A 23715-nucleotide genomic window follows, 5' to 3' on the forward strand; every position below is an offset into this window, starting at 1 on the left:
TGGTAGATATGTATCGCTGACAAAAAAGACCCGCGTCACCGCGGGTCTTCTGTTTCAACTAGGTTCCGGACTTGATCTTGGTCCAGGCCCGGGTGCGTGCGCGTTCGGCATCCCGTGGCAAGGGTTGCAGGGTGTAGAGCGTGCCCATCGCCGCTTCGGTCGGGTACAGGTTGGGGTTGTTGCGGATCGCCGGGTCCACAAGTTCCGTGGCGTCCTTGTTCGGGTTGGGATAACCCACGAAGTCGCTGACCGGCGCGATCACCTGGGGTTGCAGCAGGTAGTTGATGAAGGTGTAGGCGTCCTCCGGGTTCTTCGCGCCTTTGGGGATGGCGAGCATGTCGAACCAGATCGGCGCGCCTTCCTTGGGCAGGCGCATTTCGACGACCACACCGTTCTTGGCTTCCTTGGCGCGGTTGGCGGCCTGGGAGAAGCTGCCGGAGTAACCGACCGCGACGCAGATGTCGCCGTTGGCGATGTCGGCCATGTACTTGGAGGAGTGGAAGTAGGTGACGTACGGACGGATCTTCATCAGCAGCGCTTCAGCCTTGTCGTAGTCCGCAGGCTTTTTGCTGTTGGGGTCAAGGCCCAGGTGTTGCAGGGCCAGGGGCAGGATCTCCGAGGGCGAGTCGAGCAGGGCGACGCCGCACTGCTTGAGCTTGCTGATATTTTCTTCCTTGAAGATCAGGTCCCAGCTGTCCACCGGCGCATCGGCGCCCAGTGCGGCCTTGACCTTCTCGGGATTGAAGCCGATCAGGATGGTGCCGTACATGTAGGGCACGGCGAACTTGTTGCCCGGATCGTTGGCCTCGATCAGCTTCATCAGCTTGGGATCGAGGTGGTTCCAGTTCGGCAACTTGCTGCGATCCAGCGGCTGGAACACGCCGGCTTCGATCTGCTTGGCCAGGAACACGTTGGACGGCACTACCACGTCGTAGCCGGAATTACCGGTCAACAGCTTGGCTTCCAGCGCCTCGTTGGTGTCGAAGATGTCATAGACCAGTTTGATCTGGGGGTTCTGCGCCTTGAAATCCTCCAGGGCCTTGGGGGTGATGTAGTCGAACCAGTTGTAGACGCGCAGCGTTCGTTCTTCGGCGTGAGCGCCAGTACTGAGCAGCGCCGCGCACAGGGCCGGAGCAATGACCTGCTTGAGCTTTTTCATTGTTCAAAACCTTCCAGCACGTTCACCGCGTTGATGCCGATTTCTTCCACCGCGTAACCGCCTTCCATGACAAACAGCGTCGGTTTGCCGAGGGCGGCGATGCGCTTGCCCATGGCCAGATAATCAGGGCTGTCGAGCTTGAATTGCGAGATCGGGTCGTCCTTGAACGTATCCACGCCCAGGGATACGACGACGATGTCGGCGCCATAGCTTTCGATCTCGTTGCAGGCTTGCTCCAGAGCGGCGCTCCAGGCATCCCAGCCGCTGCCGGCGGGCAATGGGTAATTGAAGTTGAAGCCTTCACCGGCGCCTTCGCCGCGCTCGTCTTCATAGCCAAGGAAGAACGGAAACTCGGCTTCCGGATGGCCGTGGATCGAGGTGAACAGCACGTCGCTGCGCTCGTAGAAAATCGACTGGGTGCCGTTGCCGTGGTGGTAGTCGACGTCGAGGATTGCGACTTTTTTGTGGCCCTGGTCGAGGAAGGCCTGGGCGGCGATGGCGGCGTTGTTGAGGTAGCAATAACCGCCCATCAAGTCGCTGGCGGCGTGGTGCCCTGGTGGACGGCACAGGGCAAAGGCACCGCGGGCGCCGCGCTGGATCTCCGCCTGTGCGGTGAGTGCGACTTGCGCCGCGCTGTACGCCGCTTGCCAGGTGCCGGCGGTGATCGGTGCGCCGCCGTCGAAACTGTAGTAGCCGAGCTGACCGTGCAGGCTGGTGGGCTTGATGCTGCGCAAGGTGCGGGCCGGCCAAGTGTAGGGCAGCAGGTCACCGTCGGTGTTGAACTCGGTCCAGCGCGCCCAGGCGCCTTTGAAAAAGTCGAGGTAGTCGCGGTTGTGGATGCGCTCGATCGGGCCGAGGCCGAAATCCCCGGGTGCCTCGACGGGGCCCAGGTTCTGCTTTTGCACCCGTTGCAACACGTGGTCGGCACGCGAAGGCATCTCGAAGCAGGGCTTGAGTTGCCCGTCGATCAGTTCACAGCGGCCGTGGTGCAGGTGGTGATCGTCTGAGTAGATCGTCAGCATTTTGTTGTTCTCCGCAGGCTGTTTCGGTTGCACACAGTCTTGCGGCGTCGAGCGTTTCGGAGAACGGCAGGAAAGGCCAAAAGGGGATTAATATGGCCAAAATGATTGTCCGAAATTCGCCCCTTGTACCTGTAGGAGCTGCCGAAGGCTGCGATCTTTTGATCTTCAAGGCCGAAACTGACTGGGCGCCACCCCACTCCAGCGCACAAACGCATGGCGGAAACTCGCGGTCTCGCTGAAACCCAACGCCTCGGCAATCCGGTAGATCGGCATCTGGTCCTCACACAACATCTGCTTGGCCTGCTCGAATCTCAACTCATCCAGCAATTCCTGATAACTGCACCCCAGATCCTTGAGATGCCGACGCAAGGTGCGCGCTGAACAATTCATCTGCTCGGCCAACCCTTCAAGCCCAGGCGCGGGATTCAACTGCGCGCTGAGCAACTGGCGAATCCGCCCCAACCATGCCTGGCGTCCGGTGAACTCGGTGTTCTGCTTGCGGCAGCGTTCGGCCATGGCCTGGTGGGTGATGACATCCGCCAGCGGCAGGGGTTGATCGAGCCAGCGCTTGTCGAAGGCAAAGGCATTGTTGCGTGCCCCGAAGTGCAGCGGGCAGTCGAAGTGTTCGGCGTAGCTCGCCTCATAGTCGGGCGCGGCATGTTCGAAGCGCGCGGCGAGCAGCGGCAGGACATGCCCGAGCAGGTCGTCACAGATGACTTTCAGCGACACCAGGCAGAACTCGGCGTTGAACACCGCCAGCGCCGGATTCTCCCGGTAATCGGCGGCGACGAACCAGACGCGCTCGTCGTCCTCTTCCAGGCTCAGCTCGAAAAGTGTTCCCAACAGCGCCGGATAACGCATCGCCAGGCGTAACGCGTCACCGAAGGTGGCACTGGTGAGCAGGGCATATCCCAGTATGCCGTAGGACGAAACGTGCATCCGCTGGCCCAGTTCCAGGCCGATATCGTGCTTGAGGGCGACGGCGTTGGCGCAGACCTGCATCTCTTGATTGGTGGTAATGCGCGTGTCCGCCCGGCTCAGGTCCGCGGCGCTGATGCCGCTGCCGGCCAACAAGGCTTCGCTGGACAGGCCTTCGGCCTTGAAGGCGTTGAGCACCAGGGAGACGGCGTTGAGGGTGGTCAGATGGGAGTGGAGCATGCTCGGTTCCGGCGTGGGGGTGCTGGAAACGAGCAACTTGTGTGCCGGTTTGAGTCAGTGAGCCTTAATGGCTACTCAACAACGAAGCTGCACCGGCACCGCCGAACAGTCCGGCACTGACCCGGTTGAACCAGCTCTGGCCCTTGCCGCTACGCAGGTAACGCGCCGCGCCATGGGCACCGAGGCCGTAGGCCAGCTTGCACAGCAGGTCGAGTACGGTCCAGGTGGCGATCATCACCAGCAGTTGCGGCAGGAACGGTTGCTCGGCGCTGAGGAACTGCGGCAGGAATGCGGCGAAGAACAGGATGTCCTTCGGATTGCTGGCGCCCAGCATGAAGGCTCGCCCGAACAATGCGCGAAAGCGTGGAATCGCTGTCGCCTGAGGCACTTCGGCGCCGTGGGACGGTTGGCGCGATTGCTGCCAGCTCTGCCAGGCGAGATAGAACAGGTACAACGCGCCGACGATTTTCAATGCGCTGAACAACTGTTCCGATGCCAGCAGCAGGGCGCCCAGGCCCAGTGCCGAAGCACTCAACAGGCAGATCGAGGCAATCACGCCGCCGAGAAACGCCGGGTAGGAACGCACCAGGCCGTAATTCAGACTGTTGCTGATCATCAGCAAAGACAGTGGCCCCGGGATCAGGATCACCACCAGCGCAGCGCCGCTGAACAGCAGCCAGGTTTCCAGACTCATCACTTTCCTCCATTTGCACAAAAGCCTCACCCGACGGGGTGAGGCTGGTTTCAAGCGCGTACCGCCGAGGCTTACAGGAAGATGAACTTGGCAATGAAGATTGCGCAGAGCACCCACAGGCTGACGGAAATTTCCTTGTACTTGCCAGTGCCGGCCTTCAGCGCCACATAGGTGATGAAGCCCAGCGCGATGCCGTCGGCGACCGAGAAGGTCAGGGGCATCATGATTGCCGTGACGATCGCCGGAATGCTGTCGGTCGCCTCGTCCCATTCGATGTGGGCCATGCCGCCCATCATCAGCATGGCCACATAGATCAGCGCACCGGCGGTTGCGTAGGCGGGGATCATCCCGGCCAGCGGAGCGAAGAACATGGCTGCAATAAATAGCACACCTACGGTCACGGCGGTAAGACCAGTCCGACCACCTGCCGCGACGCCAGCAGCACTTTCCACGTAACTGGTGACCGGTGGAACGCCCACTACCGCACCAAACACACTGGAGGCACTGTCGGCTTTCATGGCGCGCGAGAGGTTTTCGATCTTGCCGTCAGCGTTCACCAGGTTGGCGCGCTGGGCCACCCCCATCAAGGTGCCGGCGGTGTCGAACATGTGCACGAAGAGGAAGGCCAGCACCACGCTGATCATGCTGACGTTGAACACGCCGGCGACGTTCATGGCCATCCAGGTCGGGGCCAGGCTCGGCGGGGCCGACATGATGCCCTCGTAGTGCACCAGGCCCAGGCCCCAACCGGCCAGGGTCACGGTGATGATGCTGATGAGGATCGCGCCGAACACCTTGTGGTAGCTGAGGATGGCGATCATCAGGAAGCACACGGCGGCGAGCAGCGGGCCAGGCTCGCGCAGGGAACCGAGCTTGATCAAGGTCGCCGGGCTATCGACGACGATGCCCGCGGTTTTCAAGCCGATCAGCCCGAGAAACAGGCCAACGCCTGCGCCCATGGCGAAGCGCAAGCTGACCGGGATGCTGTTGAGCAGCCATTCGCGGATCCGCGAGAAGGTCAGGATCATGAACAGCACACCGGAGACGAACACCGCCCCCAACGCGGTTTCCCAGTTGTAGCCCATGGTGCCGACCACGGTGTAGGTGAAGAAAGCGTTCAAGCCCATGCCCGGCGCCAGGCCGACCGGCCAGTTGGCGTACAGGCCCATCAACAGGCAGCCCAGGGCGGCGGCAATGCAGGTGGCGACGAACGCCGCGCCATGGTCGATCCCGGCGTCGGCCATGATGTTGGGGTTGACGAAGATGATGTAGGCCATGGTGATGAAGGTTGTCAGACCGGCAATCAGCTCGGTCTTCACCGTGGTGCCATGCAAGCTGAGTTTAAAGATGCGCTCCAGCCAGCCATTGCGTAGAGGCGGCGAGAGATCCAGCGTCGATGCTTCGGATTTGCGGCTTTCCACAGCGAGGTACTCCTCAAGAGTTTTATTGTTATTTCCAGGGCCGGACCCATGAGGGTGGCAGCGGCCCTTTGAGGCACTTGCGAATTTGTTGACCTATAGGTCAGGAACTCGCACGAAGTGGATTATGCTTTTGTATACAAATAAAGCAAATAATGTTTTTGGTTTTGTCGACGAAAAGTTTGGCAATAGGGATATATCGCCTGTCCCGGCGCCTTCGCGAGCAAGCCCGCTCCACATTCGAACGCATTCCAAATGTGGGAGCGGGCTTGCTCGCGAAGGCCGGATCAGCCAGCATCAAAATCAGCAGGCAGAATGATTCAGTCGGTTTGCCCGTGGCTTTCCCAAGCGCCAGATTCACCGCCAACCACCCATTCACCGCCGACTCCCCAGCCTCGGCAAACACCCGCTCAAGCAATTTCACCTGCTCACGCCGCAGCGCCTGCTCAAACCGCGCACCCTCGGCGGTCAATTCCAGCAGCCGCTTACGCTTGTCCGTCTCGGACGCCACGCTGTCCACCAAATGCATTTCCAGGAGTTGGCGCAACGGCATGTTCAACGCCTGCTTGCTCACGCCCAGCAACGCCAGCAACTCCTTGACGCTCAGGTTCGGGTAACGGGCAATGAAAAACACGATGCGTTGATGCACCCGACTCAAGCCGCGCCGCTCGAGCATTTCATCGGCCTTGGCGGTAAAGGCCTGGTAACCGAAGAAAAACGCTTCCATGGCCTGCTGTTGGGAAATCGGGTTTTTAAGGTCAATCATGTTGACGTATCCGTTCGGGCTGTCGTAATTTCAGTCAACAAGTTTGACTTATTTTCCCCTGGCCTCGCTACCGGTGACCCCCATGGCTTTTTCCGAACGTGTCTCGCGCCTTAAAAGTTCCTTGATCCGTGAAATCCTCGCGGCCGCCCAGCGTCCGCAGGTGATGTCGTTCGCCGGAGGCTTGCCGGCCGAAGCCATGCTGCCGAAAGTCGACTGGGACCAGATGCCGGTGTCCATGGGTCAATACGGCATGAGTGAAGGCGAACCGGCCTTGCGCGAAGCCCTGGCGGCACAGGCGCGCGCGTTGGGAGTGCCATGCGAGGCGAATCAGGTCTTGGTGGTCAGTGGCTCCCAGCAAACCCTCGACCTGGCCGCCAAGCTGTATATCGACAAAGGCACCGAGATTCTGCTCGAGGCACCGACCTACCTGGCGGCGCTGCAGATCTTCCAGCTGTTCGGAGCCCATTGCCTCACCGTGCCGCTGCAAGCCGATGGCCCGGACCTGGCGCAACTGCGCGCGCGCCTGGAAACACATCGCCCGGCGTTCATCTACCTGATCCCGACGTTCCAGAATCCATCGGCGGTGCGTTACAGCGAAGCCAAGCGCGAGGCGGTCGCGGCATTGCTGGATGAGTTTGGCGTGACCCTGATCGAAGACGAGCCTTACCGTGAGTTGACCTTCGATGGCGGCAGCGCCCAACCGATTGCCGGTCGCCTGAAGAAAGCCAGTTGGATCTACACCGGCACCGTGTCGAAAACCTTGCTGCCGGGCCTGCGCGTCGGCTATCTGATCGCCAGTCCAGACCTGTTCCCGCACCTGTTGAAGCTCAAGCAATCGGCGGACTTGCACACCAATCGGGTCGGCCAGTGGCAGGCGCTGCAATGGCTCGGCAGCGAGCCCTATCAGCAGCACCTGAGTGAATTGCGGGGATTTTACCGGGTGCGCCGCGACGCATTCCAGGCGGCGCTGCAAAGGCATTTTGCCGATCTGGCGGATTGGAACGTGCCCCAGGGCGGGCTGTTTTTCTGGCTGACGCTCAAGCAACCGCTGGACACCCGGACGTTGCTCAATGCGGCGCTGGCCAATGACGTGGCGTTCATGCCGGGTGAGCCGTTCTTCCCTGAGCCGGACAATCATCACGGGCATCTGCGGCTCAACTTCAGCCACATTGATCCGGTGCGGCTGGAGGAGGGGATAAAGCGATTGGCGGCGGTGGTTCGGCAGGCGCAGGCGGCCTGAAGAAAAAAACCGGCTCAATGGCCGGTTTTTTGTCTGAGATTTGTGGCGTTCTTACCGGCCTCTTCGCGAGCAAGCCCGCTCCACAGTTGATTGCATTCCAATGTGGGAGCGGGCTTGCTCGCGAAGGCGTCATTTAAAACACCACAACTCCATCAGGCTGCAGCAAACCGCTTGTCCAGATAATCAATGATCACCTTGGACTCATACATCCAGGTCGTCTGCCCATTCTCTACGATTCGCAGGCACGGCACCTTGATCTTGCCACCTTGCTCGAGCAGGGTCTGGCGATCCGTTTCGCTGTTCTTCGCATCACGCAAGGCCACCGGTACGTTCAGGCGACGCAGGGTGCGGCGGGTTTTCACGCAGAACGGGCAGGCATGGAACTGATACAGGGTCAGGTCCTTGGCGGCGGCTTCGACCTGGGCCTGGGCGGCGGCAGGGCGCTGCTTCTTGCCGGGGCGGGTGATGAAGTCGATGAAGATGATCAGTTGGCCAAGGCCGACACGAAGCGCTTTTACGAACACGTTGAAGCCTCACGGTGCTATTGGAGAAAGGCGCGCAGCTTACCTGATTTTTCCCGGACGAAAAAAAACCGGCGATGAATGCCGGTTCTCTTCGTGGGGCGAATTACTTGATCAGGCTGAGAAATTCGCTGCGAGTCGCGGCGTTCTCACGGAACTCGCCCAGCATCACCGAGGTGATCATCGACGAATTCTGCTTTTCCACACCGCGCATCATCATGCACATGTGCTTGGCCTCGATCACCACGGCAACGCCCAGGGCGCCGGTAACCTGCTGGACGGCATCGGCAATCTGGCGGCTGAGGTTTTCCTGGATCTGCAGGCGGCGGGCGTACATATCGACGATCCGCGCGACTTTCGACAAGCCCAGTACCTTGCCACTCGGGATGTAGGCCACGTGGGCCTTGCCGATGAACGGCAGCAGGTGGTGTTCGCACAACGAGTACAACTCGATGTCCTTGACCAGCACCATTTCGCTGTTGTCGGAGCTGAAGAGGGCACCGTTGGTGACTTCTTCCAGCGTCTGTTCATAACCGCGGCAGAGGTACTGCATGGCTTTGGCGGCACGTTTTGGCGTGTCGAGCAGGCCCTCGCGGGAGGGATCCTCGCCCAGTTGGCCAAGGATCGCGGTGTAATTCTGTTCCAGGGACATGAAACTACCTGTGGGATTTTACGCAAAGGGCAAGGGTACGGTGACGGACACGACGCTGCAAGCGTGAAGCATCAGCTTTACTCGTCGCGGCCTTCCATCATGGTTCGTTTGAGCATCACATAAACGGCACCCGCACCGCCATGTTTGGGCTGGCACGAGGTGAAGCCAAGTACCTGCGAATGCTGGCGCAGCCAGGTGTTGACGTGGCTTTTGATCATCGGCCGCTTGCCGTCCAGGCGCACGGCCTTGCCGTGGGTGACGCGCACGCAGCGAATTTCGAACTTGGTCGCTTCAGCCAGGAAGGCCCAGAGGGTTTCCCGGGCCTTTTCCACGTTCATGCCATGCAGATCAAGGCTGCCTTCGAACGGAATCTGCCCGATCTTGAGCTTGCGCATCTGGCTTTCCTGCACGCCGTCGCGGGCCCACATCAGCTCGTCTTCCGGGCCGACGTCGATGACGAACTGGTCGGAGAGCCCGTCAACGGTGGTGGCATCGGTACGCACGGTGGCCGCCTGGCGCAATTTTGCGATCTGCGCGCGGTCAGCCTTGGGTTTGCCGGTTTCGGCGCGATCGTGCTTGATCGGCTTGACGCCTTGGATCGCACTTTTGAACAGGGAAAAATCGTCGTCTTGCATGTCAGCCTCCGCGAAGGGCGGCCAGTTTACCCAACTCGAAGGGAATCGGGCGCGAGAAAACGCGGGGCATTGGGCGGCAACTTGCGCTTAGTCGTGTTTTTTCATCAGGTGCGGGGACATGTTCAGCGCGTTCGACTGCCGTGAACGGCGGCGGCAGCGGCGCCACAGCCACACGCCCAGGTACAGCACGAACAGGCCGATGACCAGGATCACTGCCGCCCCCGCGCGGTTGCTGTTCAACTCGCCCAGGGCGGGCATGTGACCGAACAGGGCGGCGGCACCTGCCATCGCCAGCAACACGCCACAGGTTGCCAGCAAGGCGGCAAAGGCCGCGCCGAATCGAAAACGCCAGTTGCTTTGGCCTTTGGGCCGCAAGCGGCGAGCGTCAAAACCATCGGATAACTTCATTCCGACCTTCCTCAATGGGTATCGGCCCTTCGACCGGAAGTTGACCGGGATGTTCCTGAGGCTAAGACATTTACGGCGAACAAGAGGCTTTTGCGGATGAGCGGCGGCCTGCGCCGCCCATGAACCCTGCTCAGACCAGGTCGTTGGTCAGGGCGAGGGCGGCAAAGTTGTCCGCCATGATCGCCATTTCGGTCTGCTGCACATGTTCGGCGCTCAGCACGCCGCCTTTGTACGGCAGATCGCGGGTGGCGCAGGCGTCTTCCACCAGGGTGCAGCGGAAACCCAGGTTCTTCGCCGCCCGTACGGTGGTGCTGACACTGGAATGGCTCATGAAGCCGCACACCACCAGATCCACCGAGCCCAGTTCTTCCAGGCGTTTTTTCAGGTCCGTGCCATGGAAGGCACTGGGCAGGATCTTCTCGATCTTGATTTCGCCGGCCAGCGGCTCCAGCCCCGGGATGAACTGGCCACGCTCGCCGCGTGGGTCGAACAGCCCACCAACGGTGCCGAGATGGCTGACATGCACGATGGGCCGGCCGGCCGCACGGGCAGCCGTCACCAATTGCTTGATGTTCGCGACAGCCGCATCCATGCCGCTCAGGGCCAGGGGGCCGCTGAGATACTCTTTCTGGGCATCGATGATGATCAGGGTCGCATGACTCAGTTTGGCTGCTGCGTAACCGCGGCCGCTGAGTTGAAACATCGTTTGTGGAACGGACATTCTGGGGCTCCTTCGAGTGGGGCTTTTGCGACATTGTCCTCTGGCTGAGCGCTTCTGTGAATCGCTACCATCGTAGGCACCGTCGTTACTGGCGTGCAGCGTTGTCAAGTATGACGTTTTGTTCAAGGGTGGGTGAGAAAACCAGAAGTTTCCTACATTTGCCCCGGTATTTTTCCTGCGTCGTCGAGACGACGTTTGACTGGTAGAATCGCCCGTCGATTTTTCTGGAGTTTACCGTCGTGATCACTTCCCACCTTCGTACCCTGCGTGACCATATCCGTTGGGCCGTCAGCCGCTTCCATGGGGAGGATCTGTTTTTCGGCCATGGGACCGACAACGCCTGGGACGAAGCCCGTCAACTGGTGTTGGGTGCGCTGCACCTGCCGTGGGAAATCGCCGACAGTTACCTGGACTGCAATCTGGAAGAAGACGAAGTGGCCCACCTGCAGCACCTGCTCAAGCGCCGCATCGAAGAGCGCGTGCCGACTGCTTACCTGCTGGGTGAAGCCTGGTTCTGCGGCCTGTCGTTCATTGTCGATGAGCGCGTGCTGATCCCGCGTTCGCCGATCGGCGAACTGATCGAAAACCGTTTCACGCCATGGCTGGGCACTGAGCCGGCGCGGATTCTCGACCTGTGCACCGGCTCCGGCTGCATCGGTATCGCCTGCGCCTACGAATTCCAGAACGCCGAAGTGGTACTGGCCGACCTGTCGTTCGAAGCGCTCGAAGTGGCAAACCAGAACATCGAGCGCCACGGCGTCGACCAGCGTGTCTATACCGTGCAGGGTGATGGTTTCGATGGTTTGCCGGGGCAGCGTTTCGACCTGATCGTGTCGAACCCGCCGTACGTGGACGCCGAGGATTTCGCCGACATGCCGGACGAATACCAGCACGAACCGGAACTGGGCCTGGCCTGCGGCGATGACGGCCTGAACCTGGTGCGGCGCATGCTGGCCGAGGCCGCGGACCACCTGACCGAGAAGGGCTTGCTGATTGTCGAAGTGGGCAACAGCCAGGTGCATGTCGAGGCGTTGTACCCGCAAGTCGATTTCGCCTGGCTGGAATTCGAGCGCGGCGGGCATGGCGTGTTCATGTTGACGGCCGAGCAGTGCCGCGAGCATCAGGCATTGTTCGCGTCCCGCGTCTGACCTTGTAGGAGCGAGCTTGCTCGCGATGGACGTCAACGATTACGCGCTGCATCAGAAAGTACGCGTTGCCCGGGCATCCTTCGCGAGCAAGCTCGCTCCTACAGAAAAATACCGTTACCGGTGTGTCGCAATCCAGATCAACAACCCCGCCTGAAACACCGCAAACGCTACCAGACACGCAATGGTAAAGCGCAAACCGGCGTCTTCACGCTGGTATTTGCTGACCTTCTCTTCGTGTTTCTTCAGTTTGACTTCCTGCTCGGCCAGGTTCTGCTCGGCTTGCTGGAGCATCTGCGCCGCCTCGAGAATCTCCACCACCTGCAGTTTCTCGGTGTTCCAGTCGCCCAGCAAGTCACCGACCCTGACTTCCTTGACGCTGCCTTTCAAATGCTGGGCATCGGCGTAGACCACGTCGAAACCGTGCACCCGCAAAAAGTGATCGCGGCGCAGGCGCGTGTCTTCGTTCAGCGCGTCCTTGTTGTTGAGGTCGGTGCCGTCGACGGTGTAGCCAGGCCAGCGTTTCTTCGCCCAGTTGATACCGTAGGCGGCCATGAAACGGCCGATGCCGCGGTTCAGCGGTTCGATTTGCAGGCCGCTGTCCGGTCCGAAATGCACGCGTTTTTCGAGGTGATCGACCCACACATCCAGATGATTCTGTTCCTTGCGCACCCGCTGGCCGGGCAGGGTGATGCGCATGCGCAGCAGGCTGCGGACCTTGTCTTGGCGCTCGGCATAACCGAACTCGACAAAACGCAGGGGCCGGCCACCGGTGCTCCGATCGGTCTGCAGCGGCGCCAGACGGAGCATTTTCGGGTGCTCGACGTCGACGTCCGCCCAGGGCAGCTCGACCGCTGGCGGTGCCTCTTTTTCAGCGGTGGTGTCGGGTGAAGTCGGGGTATCGGTCATAACGGCGAGATCCTGTCCAAGCTCTACTTGCCGCCAGCCATAGCGCTGGCGACAAAGGCTTATCGGCCGTTTTTTTCAGGACTGGAGTGCTAAAGGCGCTTAAGAGGTTCGAAGTCCGTCAATAAAAGCCAGGATTCGCGTGCCCAACTCGGCCGCCAACGGCAATTGCGGGTCTTTATAGGAGGCCAATTGCCGTTTCACATCGTTGGGCACGATGCGCATGACGTGGTTCATGCCTTCGATCAGCGCCAGTTCGGCGTCCGGCTTGGCCGCCTTGAGCAGCTTGGCGTCATTGATCCCGACCTGGATGTCGTTGCTGCCCTGGATGATCAGCGCCGGCATTTTCAACCTGGCGAACGCCGCGGCAGGGTCCTGGCGGAACAGTGAAATCAGGTACGGCTGCACACTCGGACGGAATATCACCTGCAGTTGCGGTGGCACGTTGTCGTCAGTCTTCCCGGCCTTGAGGCTGTCGAGCAGTTGGTTACTGCGCAGCACCAGCGGAGGAGGGAGGCGGTTGCCCAGTTGCTCGCGCAGCACCTGGTCGATTGGCCGGGCGCTGCCGGACATGGAAATCACCGCCGCGGCATCGACGCTGGGGGCCGCGAGGCTGGCGATCAAGGCGCCTTCGCTGTGGCCCAGCAGGATCAACTGGCTGAAGCGCGGGTCGGTCTTGAGTTTGCGGCCCCAGGCTTCGGTGTCGGCCACGTAGCCTTCCACCGACAGATTGCGTTCGTCAGGGGCTGCCGCCAGGCTCGCCGCCACACCGCGCTTGTCGTAGCGCACGCTGGCGATGTTGTGTTTGGCCAGTACCCAGGCCAGGCGCTTGAGGCTGTCATTGCGCCCGCCGTCGGGGTTGTTGCCGTCACGATCGGTTGGGCCGGAGCCGGAAATGATCAGCACAACCGGCACCGGCGTTTCGGATTTGGGCAGCAGCAACGAGCCGAACAGCTCTCCGGTGCCGGTATCCAGGGTGATCGGCCGCTGCAGGACAGTGGCCTGGGCAAAGCCGGAAATCAGGGTAAGGCTCAAGGCTAGAACTCGCAGCATCGTCACGCCATCATCGTCAAGGTGCGAGTTGGACTCACACGCACCCATAAGGTTCGAGGATGAACTACTTGGATAGCCTGCGTATACTGGCGCGCATTACGTATTCAGGTTCATTTCACGGAGCGTCCTGCATGTCCGGCAATACCTACGGCAAGCTGTTCACTGTCACCACCGCTGGCGAAAGCCATGGCCCGGCGTTGGTCGCCATTGTCGATGGCTGCCCGCCGGGCCTGGAGATTTCCCTGGAGGATCTGCAGCGCGACCTCGATCGCCGCAAGCCCGGCACCAGCCGTCACACCACCCAGCGCCAGGAAGCCGACGAGGTCGAAATCCTCTCGGGGGTGTTCGAGGGTCGCACCACCGGCTGCTCCATCGGCCTGTTGATCCGCAACACCGACCAGAAGTCCAAGGATTACTCGGCGATCAAGGACTTGTTCCGTCCGGCCCATGCCGACTACACCTACCACCACAAATATGGCGAGCGCGATTATCGCGGGGGCGGGCGCAGCTCGGCCCGGGAAACCGCGATGCGCGTGGCGGCCGGCGCGATTGCCAAGAAGTACCTGGCGACCCAGGGCATCGTCATTCGTGGCTACATGAGCCAGCTCGGCCCGATCGAAATCCCGTTCAAGACCTGGGACTCGGTGGAGCAGAACGCATTCTTCAGCCCTGATCCGGACAAGGTGCCGGAGCTGGAAGCCTATATGGACCAGTTGCGCCGCGACCAGGATTCGGTCGGCGCGAAGATCACCGTGGTCGCCGAAGGCGTGATGCCGGGGTTGGGCGAGCCGATTTTCGACCGACTCGACGCGGAGCTGGCCCATGCGCTGATGAGCATCAACGCGGTCAAGGGCGTGGAAATCGGCGCCGGTTTCGCCAGCGTCGCCCAGCGCGGCACCGAGCATCGCGATGAGATGACGCCGGAAGGTTTCCTCAGCAACAACGCCGGCGGCATTCTCGGCGGCATTTCTTCCGGCCAGCCGATCGTGGCCCACCTGGCGTTGAAGCCGACCTCGAGCATCACCACGCCGGGCCGTTCCATCGACATCCATGGCAACCCGGCGGAAGTCATCACCAAGGGTCGACACGACCCGTGCGTCGGCATCCGCGCCACGCCGATCGCCGAAGCGATGATGGCCATCGTGCTGATGGACCACCTGCTACGCCACCGTGGGCAGAACGCCGATGTGCGGGTGAGCACGCCGGTGCTGGGCCAGATCTAAGACACCGGTGGCGGCCCTCCCGTACTGGCGGCTTTCCAGCTTTTATCTGTTCTATTTCGCCTTGCTCGGTTCGACAGCGCCTTTTTTGGCGCTGTACTTTGATCACCTGGGGTTCTCCGCGGCGCGCATCGGCGAGCTGGTGGCCATCCCCATGCTGATGCGTTGCGTGGCGCCGAACCTCTGGGGCTGGCTCGGCGACTACACCGGGCGGCGGCTGGCCATCGTGCGCTTGGGCGCAGTGTGCACGCTGCTGACGTTTTCGCTGATTTTCGTCAGCCAGACCTATGCCTGGCTGGCGATGGTCATGGCCTTGCACGCGTTCTTCTGGCACGCGGTACTGCCGCAGTTCGAGGTCATTACCCTGGCGCACCTGCAAGGGCAAACCTCTCGCTACAGCCAGATTCGCCTGTGGGGCTCCATCGGTTTCATCATTACGGTGGTGGCGCTCGGGCGCTTGTTCGAATGGCTCAGCCTGGATATTTATCCCGCAGCGCTGGTGCTGATCCTGGCCGGGATCGTGCTCAGCAGCCTGTGGGTTCCTAACGCCCAGCCCGTGCAGGGCGAGCGATTGACTGGCGAAGGTTTCCTCGCGCAATTGCGCAGCCCCGGGGTGTTGGCGTTCTACGCGTGCGTGGCGCTGATGCAGATGAGCCACGGACCCTATTACACCTTTCTCACCCTGCACCTCGAGCGACTGGGTTACAGCCGCGGCGTGATCGGTATGCTCTGGGCCGTCGGCGTGGTGGCGGAAGTGCTGATGTTCATGGCCATGAGCCGGATCCTCGCGCGGTTCTCGGTGCGGCGCGTGCTGCTGGCGAGCTTCCTGCTGGCGGCGTTGCGTTGGCTGCTGCTCGGCTCGTTCGCCGAATTTCTCTGGGTGTTGTTGTTTGCCCAGGTGCTGCACGCGGCGACATTCGGCAGTTTTCACGCCGCGGCCATCCAGTTCGTGCAGCGCAGCTTCGGCCCGCGCCAGCAAGGGCAGGGCCAGGCGTTGTACGCCGCACTGGCCGGCACCGGTGGCGCAATGGGCGCGCTGTATTCCGGTTACAGCTGGAATGCCCTCGGCGCCCCCTTAACCTTTAGTATTGCCAGCCTCGCAGCGCTGGCGGCAGCCGTTATCATTGCCACACGAATGCAAGAGGACACGCGCTCCCTCTTGAACAATCAAGGAGTTGCCAGATGAGTAGCCTGTCCGTTTATCACCTTTCCAGTCCCGACATCCCCAACAAGGTGCTGACCCACTTCGAAGACATTGCTTCGACGCTTGCCGAGCAGGGGGTTCGCTTCGACCGCTGGGAAGCCACGGCGAAGGTCCGCCCCGGTGCCAGCCACGAAGACGTCATCAATGCCTATCAGGCGCCAATTGACAGTCTGATGACCGAGCACGGGTTGCGTGCGATGGATGTGATCAGCCTTGACCGCGATCACCCGCAAACAGACTCGATACGCGCAAGCTTCATCGAAGAACAGCGTCAGGACCAGGACGAAGTCATGCTGGTCGCCGCGGGCAGCGCCTTGTTGTCTGTGCGCATCGACGATTACGTCTACGCCGTGCTGTGCGAGAAAAACGACCTGATAATGCTGCCGGCGGGCACGCGGCAGTGGCTGGACATCGGCGAACAGCCTTTTGTCGTTGCGATTCGTCTGTCCAGCAATCAGCCTTGGGTGGCCAATTTCACCGGCGACGATATTGCGGGTCGATTCCCGCGAATGGACGACTGAGCGGTCTGCGAATACAACTCAGGCCGTGAAGCGCCAGCTTGCACGGCCTGATGGTTTACCGAAGCCTGACGCTTACAGCGAATGATAGGTCGGCAGGGCAAAACGCTGCTGGCTTTGCAGCATGGAGATTTGCGGCAACTCGCTGGCCTGTTCGGCCAGGTCGCGGCGAATGGCGCTGATGACCCACGACAGTTGGTCGCCATTGTGCAGCTGCTGGTAGGAAATCGAGCGTTTGAATTCCCGGCCTTCGCTGCGCAAGGTGAGCAGGATGCCGCCGTCAGGTCGATCCTGGGTGATCACGTCGAAGTTGGAGAACAAGGAAGAGAATTTTTCTTGGATCAGGCTCATGTCTATCAGCTCCGTAAGTGCTTGGATGGCAAAGCATGGGGAGGCTGTTGCAGTGATTGTGCCAGTATTTATCCGTGGAAAATATTCATATAAAACAACGACTTATATTTTTTGAATTTTTTTGTTTTCGTGCAATCTGCATGAATGGCTATAGTGCATCCTGCATTTTGCGGGGTCCTCGGCGATTCGATTGAACCATTTCCCATCCACGCGCTCATCATTTCAAACGTCGGTGTCGCGGATACAAAACATTTCAAAAACCGCGTGTACAGCTGCAGAACCGTTGACGTATTTTCGGGGTCGATCAATGCCGCCCGACAATAAGAAGAGCCAACGGGAACCGCCATGAGCCGCACGCAGCGCGACACCATCACCTGGGGCATGATGCTCCGCAAGCTGCCTTCCATTGCCAAAGCCATTCCTCGCGTGGTCAAGGGCATGAAGGTCGCCAACGTCACGGATCCGACCCAAGCGTGTGGCCTGGGCTGGAGTTTCGAGCAGGCCACCCTGCGTAACCCCGAAGGCCCGGCCTTGCTGTATGGCGAGGTGCAACTGACGTACGCGCAGGTCAACCGTTGGGCCAATTCCATCGCCCATCACCTGATGGCCCAAGGCATCGGCAAGGGCGACGTGGTGGCGGTCTTCATCGAGAACCGCCCGGAACTGCTGGTGACCATTCTGGCGCTGGCCAAGGTCGGCGCCATCAGCGCGTTGCTCAATACCTCGTTAACCCGCGATACCCTTATCCATAGCCTGAACCTGGTGACGCCAGCGGCGATTGTCGTCGGTGCGGAACTGGTCCCGGCCTACCTGGCGGTGCGCGAGCGGGTGTCGATCGAGGTGGCGCGTACCTGGTTCGTCGCCGATCAGGACACCTACAGCCACCCGGGCATAGCGCCCGAAGGATTCGTCAACCTGATGACCGCCAGCGTTGACGCCTGTAGCGACAACCCCGCCAGCAGTCAGCAGGTCTTTTTCGACGACCCCTGTTTCTACATCTATACCTCGGGCACCACCGGGTTGCCCAAGGCCGGGGTTTTCAAGCACGGGCGCTGGATGCGCAGTTGCGCAAGCTTCGGCATGATCGCGCTGGACATGCGTCCCGAGGACATCGTCTACTGCACCTTGCCCCTGTATCACGCCACCGGCTTGTGCGTGTGCTGGGGCTCGGCCATCAGCGGGGCCTCGGGGTTCGCCATCCGCCGCAAGTTCAGCGCCAGAGAATTCTGGAGCGATGTACGCAAGTACCGGGCGACCACCCTGGGCTACGTCGGTGAGTTATGCCGCTACCTGGTCGACCAGCCTCCCAGTGTCGACGACAGCCAGCACGGCGTGACCAAGATGATCGGCAACGGTTTGCGTCCGGGCGCATGGGGCGAGTTCAAGACGCGCTTCGCGGTCGAGCATATCTGCGAACTGTACGCCGCCAGTGACGGCAACATCGGTTTTACCAACATCCTCAATTTCGACAATACCGTGGGCTTTTCCCTGATGTCCTGGGAGCTGGCGGCGTACGACCACGACAGCGGCGCGCCGACCCGTGGCGCCAACGGTTTCATGCGCAAGGTCGGCAAGGGCGAGCAGGGGCTGCTGCTCGCCAGGATCGACGACAAGGCACCGCTGGATGGTTACACCGACCCGCACAAGACCGAAAAAGTCGTGCTGCACGACGTGTTCGTCAAGGGTGACCGCTACTTCAACACCGGCGACCTGTTGCGCAACATCGGGTTCGGTCATGCGCAGTTTGTCGATCGCCTGGGCGACACCTACCGCTGGAAGGGTGAAAACGTGTCGACCACCGAGGTCGAGAACATCCTGCTGCAGCACCCGAACATTTCCGAGGCCGTGGCCTATGGCGTGGAAGTGAACAACACCAACGGCCGGGCCGGGATGGCCGCGATCACCCCTGCGGAATCCCTGGCGACCCTGGACTTCGACGAGTTGCTGGCCTTCGCCCGTCAACACATGCCGGCCTACGCGGTGCCGTTGTTTTTGCGGGTGAAAGTGAAAATGGAAACCACCGGGACGTTCAAATACCAGAAGACCCGGCTCAAGGACGAAGCGTTCGACCCCGGCAGGACCGGCGATGACCCGATCTACGCCTGGTTGCCGGGCACCGACACCTACGTGCAGGTCACCGACCAGGTCCTGGCGGAGATCCAGGGTGGCAAGCATCGCTATTGAACAGGGCTATGGCCGTGTTCCAGAAAAAAGAAGTGACAGTGACGAGCCCGCTCGGGAAACTGTCGGCTTTGCGAAAAACTGAAAGTGGAGCGTTCAATGTCAGACAACAGCCGCCAGATGACCCCCGAAGAAGCTGCCGAGTTTGCCGAACAGGTCTTCAACAAGGCGCGTGAGGGCGATGCGGCCATGATGGCTGCACTGCTGAGCAAGGGCCTGCCGCCGAACCTGCGCAATCACAAGGGCGACACCCTGCTGATGCTGGCCGCTTACCACGGCCACGTCGACACGGTAAAAGTCTTGCTCGAACACAAGGCCGATCCGGAAATCCGCAACGACAACGGCCAGAGCCCGATTGCCGGCGCGGCCTTCAAGGGTGACCTGGCCGTGATCAAGGCCTTGGTCGAGGGGGGCGCACAGGTCGAAGGTTCGTCTTTCGACGGCCGCACGGCGCTGATGATGGCCGCGATGTTCAACCGCGTCGAAGTGGTCGACTACCTGATCGGTAAAGGTGCCGACCCGCGCGCCAAGGACGCCAACGGCATTACCGCGCTGGATGCCGCCAAGACCATGGGTGCCGTCGATACCGTTGCGCAGCTTGAGAAACTGCTGGGCTGATGGCGTTTCGGGCCAGGTTCGATCAGCCGCTTTGCTGAAGGACCTGGCCTGACAGGCTCAATAAACCCAGACTTCGACCCGCCGATTCCTGATCCGCCCCTCATCCTCGCTGTTGGCTGCCACCGGCATTTCGGCGCCGAAACCGCGAACATCACGCAGCACCACGCCACTTTTCACCAGTTCGCGGCGCACTGCCATGGCCCGCAGTTTCGAGAGCAGATCGGCACGTGCCGGGTCGAGCTTGGCATCGCCGAACCCTACCAGCGTTACCCGGCGATCGGTCTTGTCGTGCTGTTTCATGTAGTCGAGCACCCGTGACAGGTCCTGTCGGGCCTTGTTGTCCAGGCTGGCGCTGCCTTCTTCGAAGCGAAAGTTCACCGTCAGGCGCATGGCGTGGCGGCTCAGTGCCTGGTAGCCCTCGGGCATCAACGCATTCGGCGTGACGTTCATGGCCTGGATGGTTTGGGCAATAAAGCCGTTGGCCGCGACGATCGCCTGGCCCTTGGGGCTTTGCGCGAAGGCCACCAGCGCTTGCGCCCAAGGGTTGTTGCCCTTGGGTGGCAGGTACAGGAACAGGCGCCGGGACAAGGGGTAGTCTTCCGTGGCAATCAGGCTGTTGAGCGGCAGCATCGCCATGGACTGACCGTCGGCAATCGCCACGGCCTTGGCCGAGCGCACGTAGGGCAGGCCGATGAAGCCGATGCCATGGGGATCCTGAGTGACGGCGTCGGACAGTTGTTCGCTGGATTCAAACCGTTTTGCGCTGCCGCTCAGGGTTTTGCCATGACCACTGAGAACCAGCTCTTTGAAAGTATCGTAGGTGCCGGACTGATCATCGCGCGCATAGAGATGAATGGCGCCGCCTTGGCCACCGAGTTCTTCCCAGGTTTTCACCTCGCCGCTGAAAATGCGTGCCAGTTGGCCGGTATCGAGAGTGTTCAACGGGTTTTGCGGATGCAGAATGATCGCCAGTCCATCGATGGCGATGACCTGTTCGGCAGCGGCGCTTTTCAGGTCGCCCAGTGGTTGGAGGCTGACCAGCTCGCTGTCCTTGATCGGCCTGGAAGAGGCAGCGAGATCGGCACTGGCGCTTTTCAGCGCGGTGAAGCCGGTGCTGGAGCCGTGGGCCGCCAGCTCCACTTCGACCCGACGGCCTTCCAGGGTTTCACCGACGATACGCGATTCGTTGGCCTTGTCCGCCGCTTCGCTGTGCACCTTGAGCAGACCCTGCTCGCGCATCAAACCTTCGACCAGCGCCGGCCCCAGTGCCGCGCCAATGGTGTTGGAGCCCTGGATGCGCAACACCGGACCCTGCCCGGGGATCGGCAAGGCGCTGGCCGTTGCCGACAGCGGCAGCCAGGCGCACAACATCAACAGGAGCAACCCGCTCAGCGACATGCCGGCACCTTTGAAGACCAATGGAAGTGCCGGGAGAATAAGTCAGAAAGATGTCCGAAAGATGACAACCCTGTATGTCGCCCACGCTTTTGTAGGCGCCAGCTTGCTAGTGAAGATGCCCGAAAGACCAGCGCAAGCCTCAAGGACGCGATCGCCGACAAGCCTGTTGTGCTTTGGTTTCGCTCCTATAGGGCTCCGATTCGGGGCAGGGAGGTTTAATCTTATCCACCCCCTTGGTCGCCGCAACCATGCCAACCGTCGCCGTTGCCATTAGCACCGTTCTTAAGCCGTTGGCGCAAACGAGCTTCACCTTGTCTCCGACAAAACGCTCCTACAGGCAAATGTTCGGGTAGCGCAGTTGCTTGATGGAAAACACACTGCTGTGGAGACAAAGTGCGGCTAGAGGGCGCATTACCTCCATGTCGAAACGTAGCTACTCCATTTGGCGTTGCCAAGCACTGCTCGCGGGAATTACCGAGCGGGAATCTTTTTAAAACAGTGATAAAAATGAGTGTTCGTCGAAATCTTTTAAACAGTGCAAGCTATTGAAATAGCGAAGCAAGTTCGCAAGTTTTCACGCATCTGCAAATTATCAGGGTTTCGTCCCGCTTTCACGTAGGAATAAACCCACATCCGAATGGGACGTTTCATGACGTCTTTCAATTGTAAAGTAGAGCCGCGTGAGCATAATAAATTGACATGCGCCAAAGTATCTTGAATGCGCACTTTCCAAAAAGTGTCCCTGTATTAAAGAACAACGATTAAAGGATGCGAAGCAGTGAAGGTGCAGTGGAATACGGGATCGCACAAAGCATTGTATAAGCGACGATCTCGCACCAGTTTGCAGTGCCGTAATCAAAAATGGTGGGTAATACAGGATTCACGAACCGATTGCTTTATCTACGCGAAGGAGCCATGAAAAAATGAAGTGCAAAAGCGAAGCGCGAGTAGGAAGTGTGCTGGCAGGATGGAATCATTTATCGGTTGTCGGCCCAGTTCATATTAAAAATACCTCTGGGGCGCGCGTTCAGATCGCCACGGGAGAATGGTGCGACGATTATATAATGGGATGGGGATCGTGTCTTTTGGGGGATAGCGCCATCATCAAAGATTCTATAACCCGCTCTTTGTCGCAAGGATTTCTTCAGCAGTACGAAACAGATAAACATAGGCTATTGAGCGAAAAATTTTGCGCTGTTGTACCGTGTGCGGAGAAATTGCGTCTAGCCAACTCTGGCCTTGAAGCCACTATGTATGCCACTCGTATAGCCCGCGCTGTAACCGGAAAACGTATGATTTTGAAGTTTGAGGGACACTTCCATGGGCTCAATGACTCTCTGACTTGGAATGTCGATTCATCTCCACGTTCGGGTCAAGTACTGGCCAGCGGCGAGTTGGAGCGTCTGTCAGGGACCGTAGGAATTCCAGGCGAATACGGCATTCTAACTGTCCCAGTTCCATGGAACGATTTGAAAGCCATACAGAGCGCATTTGAACGATACAAAGAGGATGTAGCTGCCATTATTCTCGAACCTGTGGCCTTGAACATTGGCTGCATAAGACCGGACGAGGGATTCCTACAAGAGTTACGTACACTTACGAGTCAACATGGCGCTTTACTGATTTTTGATGAAGTTTTGACCGGTTTTCGTGCCAGCCTCGGCGGGGCTCAGAAAGACTTTGATGTCGTCCCGGACATCGCGACCTATGGTAAAGCGTTTGGATGCGGCATGCCGATTGCCGGAATTGCCGGTAAAGCCGAGTACATGGACATCATCGCGCCACGAGGACCTGTTCAGGTTTGCGGCACCAATACGGGACGCTATCTTTCGGTGTCCGCTGCTCTTGCCGTTATCGAGCACTTAGCGGACGGTGCTGTATTTCGATATGTCGCGGCGTTGGAGTCTCAGTTAAAAAAAGGTCTTAGGGATGTTTTCGACAAGCACGGAATACCCTGTTATCTCGACAGTTATGGCGGACGGATCGGCGTTCACATTGGCGCAGATGAGCGCCCTCGGACAATGAAAGAAATAGAAAAATACTACCCTGTAGAGTTCGCCAGAAAACTATTTTACATATTGTCCAAGGAATACAGTCTGTACGGTTTTCTGATGCCTCTTAGTTACTGTCCAGAACCCGTGACATTATCGGCCGCCCATACCCCCAAGATGATTGAGGATGCCTGCGAGCGCCTAGACTCGGCATTGAAAAGGTTAGAATTTCATGAGAAGTAAGTATGATAATGGTGTTTGTATTCGCTCCTTCAATGACTCTGATATGCCGGCGTTATTAAACCTGGTTGCTCAGATCGCTTCGATAGAGGATCTGACGGAGTCTGCATATATCCAATTTTCTAGCGAGCTCACGAATACTGATCATGAAGGAATTCGTTTTGTCGCGACTGTGAAAGGAGTAGTTGTTGGAACCATGGGTTGTTCGCTAGGCCCGATTCCATCCAGACAGGTTCTGTGGGCAGACTGGTTGATTGTTGATAGCGACTATCGGCGCCGTGGAATAGCCTCAATGATTTATATGGAGCTTGAAAAATATGCTTTTGAGCGTAGTAAGCGTTATTTGTGCCTGGATATCGGGAATATAGATAAGGAGCGAGCGGCCTATCAGTTTCATCTGGGTAATGGATTTCAGATTGTTGGAAAAATACCCGACTATTGGGGCGACTACGAACACTTGAACATAATGGCGAAATTTCTCCCTCCAAGGAAATGA

Annotated in this window: 23 protein-coding genes and 2 pseudogenes; 9 read left to right on the forward strand and 16 right to left on the reverse strand. The window is 59.6% G+C overall.

Features of this window, described 5'->3' with window-relative positions; genetic code table 11:
* Positions 1–58 precede the first annotated feature (58 nt).
* The 6 genes and pseudogenes from DKB71_RS10995 to DKB71_RS11020 form a co-directional block, all read right to left on the reverse strand.
* Positions 59–1159 carry a polyamine ABC transporter substrate-binding protein gene (locus DKB71_RS10995; RefSeq protein WP_408600374.1) on the reverse strand — a complete coding sequence of 367 codons (1101 nt, stop codon included), beginning with the start codon at positions 1157–1159 and terminating at the stop codon, positions 59–61.
* Positions 1156–2181 (reverse strand): histone deacetylase family protein, encoded by a 1026-nt coding sequence (locus tag DKB71_RS11000; protein WP_408600375.1) that lies wholly within the window; start codon positions 2179–2181, stop codon positions 1156–1158. The genes DKB71_RS10995 and DKB71_RS11000 overlap by 4 nt, the downstream gene beginning before the upstream one ends.
* 165 nt (positions 2182–2346) lie before the next feature.
* Entirely contained in the window at positions 2347–3339 is a 993-nt protein-coding gene (locus tag DKB71_RS11005) for an AraC family transcriptional regulator (protein ID WP_323628000.1), read from the reverse strand.
* Between the two features lie 64 nt (positions 3340–3403).
* Entirely contained in the window at positions 3404–4033 is a 630-nt protein-coding gene (locus DKB71_RS11010; protein ID WP_323607538.1) for a LysE family translocator, read from the reverse strand.
* Positions 4034–4104: 71 nt separating this feature from the next.
* Positions 4105–5454: an NCS2 family permease gene (locus DKB71_RS11015; protein ID WP_095196825.1), complete on the reverse strand. Its 1350-nt coding sequence runs from the start codon at positions 5452–5454 to the stop codon at positions 4105–4107.
* A gap of 334 nt (positions 5455–5788) precedes the next feature.
* Positions 5789–6217 (reverse strand): annotated as a pseudogene (locus DKB71_RS11020) (MarR family winged helix-turn-helix transcriptional regulator); the annotation flags it as partial.
* An 82-nt stretch (positions 6218–6299) separates the two neighbouring features.
* Between DKB71_RS11020 and DKB71_RS11025 the strand changes: the two are divergent.
* On the forward strand, positions 6300–7457 hold the full coding sequence (locus DKB71_RS11025) for a PLP-dependent aminotransferase family protein (RefSeq protein ID WP_323628003.1): 1158 nt from the start codon (positions 6300–6302) through the stop codon (positions 7455–7457).
* A gap of 152 nt (positions 7458–7609) precedes the next feature.
* Here the strand turns inward: DKB71_RS11025 and DKB71_RS11030 are convergent, their stop codons facing one another.
* From DKB71_RS11030 to DKB71_RS11050, 5 genes are all read right to left on the reverse strand, one after another.
* A complete protein-coding gene (locus DKB71_RS11030; protein WP_274077667.1) occupies positions 7610–7981 on the reverse strand; it encodes a glutathione S-transferase N-terminal domain-containing protein in 372 nt (123 codons plus the stop codon).
* A 103-nt stretch (positions 7982–8084) separates the two neighbouring features.
* The gene (gene folE / locus DKB71_RS11035; RefSeq protein ID WP_046815589.1) at positions 8085–8630 is read right to left on the reverse strand and encodes a GTP cyclohydrolase I FolE; all 546 of its coding nucleotides are present in this window, start codon (positions 8628–8630) and stop codon (positions 8085–8087) included.
* 77 nt (positions 8631–8707) lie between these two features.
* The gene (locus DKB71_RS11040; protein ID WP_007898817.1) at positions 8708–9265 is read right to left on the reverse strand and encodes a Smr/MutS family protein; all 558 of its coding nucleotides are present in this window, start codon (positions 9263–9265) and stop codon (positions 8708–8710) included.
* Positions 9266–9352: 87 nt separating this feature from the next.
* On the reverse strand, positions 9353–9673 hold the full coding sequence (locus tag DKB71_RS11045; protein WP_274077668.1) for a hypothetical protein: 321 nt from the start codon (positions 9671–9673) through the stop codon (positions 9353–9355).
* 130 nt (positions 9674–9803) lie between these two features.
* The gene (locus DKB71_RS11050) at positions 9804–10394 is read right to left on the reverse strand and encodes a cysteine hydrolase family protein (RefSeq protein ID WP_274077669.1); all 591 of its coding nucleotides are present in this window, start codon (positions 10392–10394) and stop codon (positions 9804–9806) included.
* 239 nt (positions 10395–10633) lie between these two features.
* On the opposite strand from DKB71_RS11050, the gene prmB reads away from it, so the two are divergent.
* Complete coding sequence (prmB, locus tag DKB71_RS11055; RefSeq protein WP_408600376.1) at positions 10634–11542, forward strand: 50S ribosomal protein L3 N(5)-glutamine methyltransferase; 909 nt, start codon at positions 10634–10636, stop codon at positions 11540–11542.
* 114 nt (positions 11543–11656) lie between these two features.
* On the opposite strand, the gene DKB71_RS11060 is transcribed toward prmB, so the two are convergent.
* Together DKB71_RS11060 and DKB71_RS11065 are read right to left on the reverse strand one after the other, a co-directional pair.
* Complete coding sequence (locus tag DKB71_RS11060; protein WP_274077671.1) at positions 11657–12448, reverse strand: hypothetical protein; 792 nt, start codon at positions 12446–12448, stop codon at positions 11657–11659.
* Positions 12449–12547: 99 nt separating this feature from the next.
* A complete protein-coding gene (locus DKB71_RS11065; RefSeq protein WP_408600377.1) occupies positions 12548–13546 on the reverse strand; it encodes an alpha/beta hydrolase in 999 nt (332 codons plus the stop codon).
* An 83-nt stretch (positions 13547–13629) separates the two neighbouring features.
* Between DKB71_RS11065 and aroC the strand changes: the two genes are divergently transcribed.
* From aroC to DKB71_RS11080, 3 genes are read left to right on the forward strand one after another with little or no spacing between them, the layout of a single operon-like run.
* Positions 13630–14721: a chorismate synthase gene (gene aroC / locus DKB71_RS11070; protein ID WP_274077673.1), complete on the forward strand. Its 1092-nt coding sequence runs from the start codon at positions 13630–13632 to the stop codon at positions 14719–14721.
* Positions 14722–14728: 7 nt separating this feature from the next.
* Complete coding sequence (locus DKB71_RS11075) at positions 14729–15904, forward strand: MFS transporter (RefSeq protein ID WP_274077674.1); 1176 nt, start codon at positions 14729–14731, stop codon at positions 15902–15904.
* The gene (locus DKB71_RS11080; protein ID WP_408600378.1) at positions 15901–16443 is read left to right on the forward strand and encodes an acireductone dioxygenase; all 543 of its coding nucleotides are present in this window, start codon (positions 15901–15903) and stop codon (positions 16441–16443) included. The genes DKB71_RS11075 and DKB71_RS11080 overlap by 4 nt, the downstream gene beginning before the upstream one ends.
* Before the next feature lie 72 nt (positions 16444–16515).
* Here DKB71_RS11080 and DKB71_RS11085 read toward each other — a convergent pair whose 3' ends face one another.
* Positions 16516–16791 carry a DUF3509 domain-containing protein gene (locus DKB71_RS11085; protein ID WP_274077676.1) on the reverse strand — a complete coding sequence of 92 codons (276 nt, stop codon included), beginning with the start codon at positions 16789–16791 and terminating at the stop codon, positions 16516–16518.
* A gap of 345 nt (positions 16792–17136) precedes the next feature.
* Here DKB71_RS11085 and DKB71_RS11090 point away from each other — a divergent pair, with 345 nt between their 5' ends.
* Together DKB71_RS11090 and DKB71_RS11095 are read left to right on the forward strand one after the other, a co-directional pair.
* Positions 17137–18975 carry a long-chain-acyl-CoA synthetase gene (locus tag DKB71_RS11090; RefSeq protein ID WP_408600379.1) on the forward strand — a complete coding sequence of 613 codons (1839 nt, stop codon included), beginning with the start codon at positions 17137–17139 and terminating at the stop codon, positions 18973–18975.
* Between the two features lie 96 nt (positions 18976–19071).
* Positions 19072–19590 (forward strand): ankyrin repeat domain-containing protein, encoded by a 519-nt coding sequence (locus DKB71_RS11095; RefSeq protein WP_274077678.1) that lies wholly within the window; start codon positions 19072–19074, stop codon positions 19588–19590.
* A 57-nt stretch (positions 19591–19647) separates the two neighbouring features.
* Here the strand turns inward: DKB71_RS11095 and DKB71_RS11100 are convergent, their stop codons facing one another.
* Both DKB71_RS11100 and DKB71_RS11105 read right to left on the reverse strand, forming a co-directional pair.
* Positions 19648–20988: a substrate-binding domain-containing protein gene (locus tag DKB71_RS11100; protein WP_408600380.1), complete on the reverse strand. Its 1341-nt coding sequence runs from the start codon at positions 20986–20988 to the stop codon at positions 19648–19650.
* A 139-nt stretch (positions 20989–21127) separates the two neighbouring features.
* Positions 21128–21415, reverse strand: a pseudogene (locus DKB71_RS11105) (hypothetical protein); the annotation flags it as partial.
* A gap of 496 nt (positions 21416–21911) precedes the next feature.
* Here DKB71_RS11105 and DKB71_RS11110 point away from each other — a divergent pair.
* Positions 21912–23222, forward strand: coding sequence for an aspartate aminotransferase family protein (locus DKB71_RS11110; RefSeq protein ID WP_408600381.1), 1311 nt, complete (start codon positions 21912–21914; stop codon positions 23220–23222).
* Positions 23212–23715 (forward strand): GNAT family N-acetyltransferase, encoded by a 504-nt coding sequence (locus DKB71_RS11115; RefSeq protein WP_408600382.1) that lies wholly within the window; start codon positions 23212–23214, stop codon positions 23713–23715. The genes DKB71_RS11110 and DKB71_RS11115 overlap by 11 nt, the downstream gene beginning before the upstream one ends.

Origin of the sequence: Pseudomonas sp. PLMAX (assembly GCF_046042685.1) — a bacterium.
In the GTDB taxonomy this organism is placed as follows: domain Bacteria; phylum Pseudomonadota; class Gammaproteobacteria; order Pseudomonadales; family Pseudomonadaceae; genus Aquipseudomonas; species Aquipseudomonas putida_AE.

Coding starts and splice junctions, on each gene's coding strand:
- DKB71_RS11095 (WP_274077678.1), top strand. CDS start 19,072: ATGTCAGACAACAGCCGCCAGATGACCCCCGAAGAAGCTGCCGAGTTT.
- aroC (WP_274077673.1), top strand. CDS start 13,630: ATGTCCGGCAATACCTACGGCAAGCTGTTCACTGTCACCACCGCTGGC.
- DKB71_RS11115 (WP_408600382.1), top strand. CDS start 23,212: ATGAGAAGTAAGTATGATAATGGTGTTTGTATTCGCTCCTTCAATGAC.
- DKB71_RS11090 (WP_408600379.1), top strand. CDS start 17,137: ATGAGCCGCACGCAGCGCGACACCATCACCTGGGGCATGATGCTCCGC.
- DKB71_RS11060 (WP_274077671.1), bottom strand. CDS start 12,448: ATGACCGATACCCCGACTTCACCCGACACCACCGCTGAAAAAGAGGCA.
- DKB71_RS11000 (WP_408600375.1), bottom strand. CDS start 2,181: ATGCTGACGATCTACTCAGACGATCACCACCTGCACCACGGCCGCTGT.
- DKB71_RS11025 (WP_323628003.1), top strand. CDS start 6,300: ATGGCTTTTTCCGAACGTGTCTCGCGCCTTAAAAGTTCCTTGATCCGT.
- DKB71_RS11050 (WP_274077669.1), bottom strand. CDS start 10,394: ATGTCCGTTCCACAAACGATGTTTCAACTCAGCGGCCGCGGTTACGCA.
- DKB71_RS11065 (WP_408600377.1), bottom strand. CDS start 13,546: ATGGGTGCGTGTGAGTCCAACTCGCACCTTGACGATGATGGCGTGACG.
- DKB71_RS11100 (WP_408600380.1), bottom strand. CDS start 20,988: ATGTCGCTGAGCGGGTTGCTCCTGTTGATGTTGTGCGCCTGGCTGCCG.
- DKB71_RS11045 (WP_274077668.1), bottom strand. CDS start 9,673: ATGAAGTTATCCGATGGTTTTGACGCTCGCCGCTTGCGGCCCAAAGGC.
- folE (WP_046815589.1), bottom strand. CDS start 8,630: ATGTCCCTGGAACAGAATTACACCGCGATCCTTGGCCAACTGGGCGAG.
- DKB71_RS11010 (WP_323607538.1), bottom strand. CDS start 4,033: ATGAGTCTGGAAACCTGGCTGCTGTTCAGCGGCGCTGCGCTGGTGGTG.
- DKB71_RS11005 (WP_323628000.1), bottom strand. CDS start 3,339: ATGCTCCACTCCCATCTGACCACCCTCAACGCCGTCTCCCTGGTGCTC.
- DKB71_RS11085 (WP_274077676.1), bottom strand. CDS start 16,791: ATGAGCCTGATCCAAGAAAAATTCTCTTCCTTGTTCTCCAACTTCGAC.
- DKB71_RS11110 (WP_408600381.1), top strand. CDS start 21,912: ATGAAGTGCAAAAGCGAAGCGCGAGTAGGAAGTGTGCTGGCAGGATGG.
- DKB71_RS11080 (WP_408600378.1), top strand. CDS start 15,901: ATGAGTAGCCTGTCCGTTTATCACCTTTCCAGTCCCGACATCCCCAAC.
- DKB71_RS11040 (WP_007898817.1), bottom strand. CDS start 9,265: ATGCAAGACGACGATTTTTCCCTGTTCAAAAGTGCGATCCAAGGCGTC.
- DKB71_RS10995 (WP_408600374.1), bottom strand. CDS start 1,159: ATGAAAAAGCTCAAGCAGGTCATTGCTCCGGCCCTGTGCGCGGCGCTG.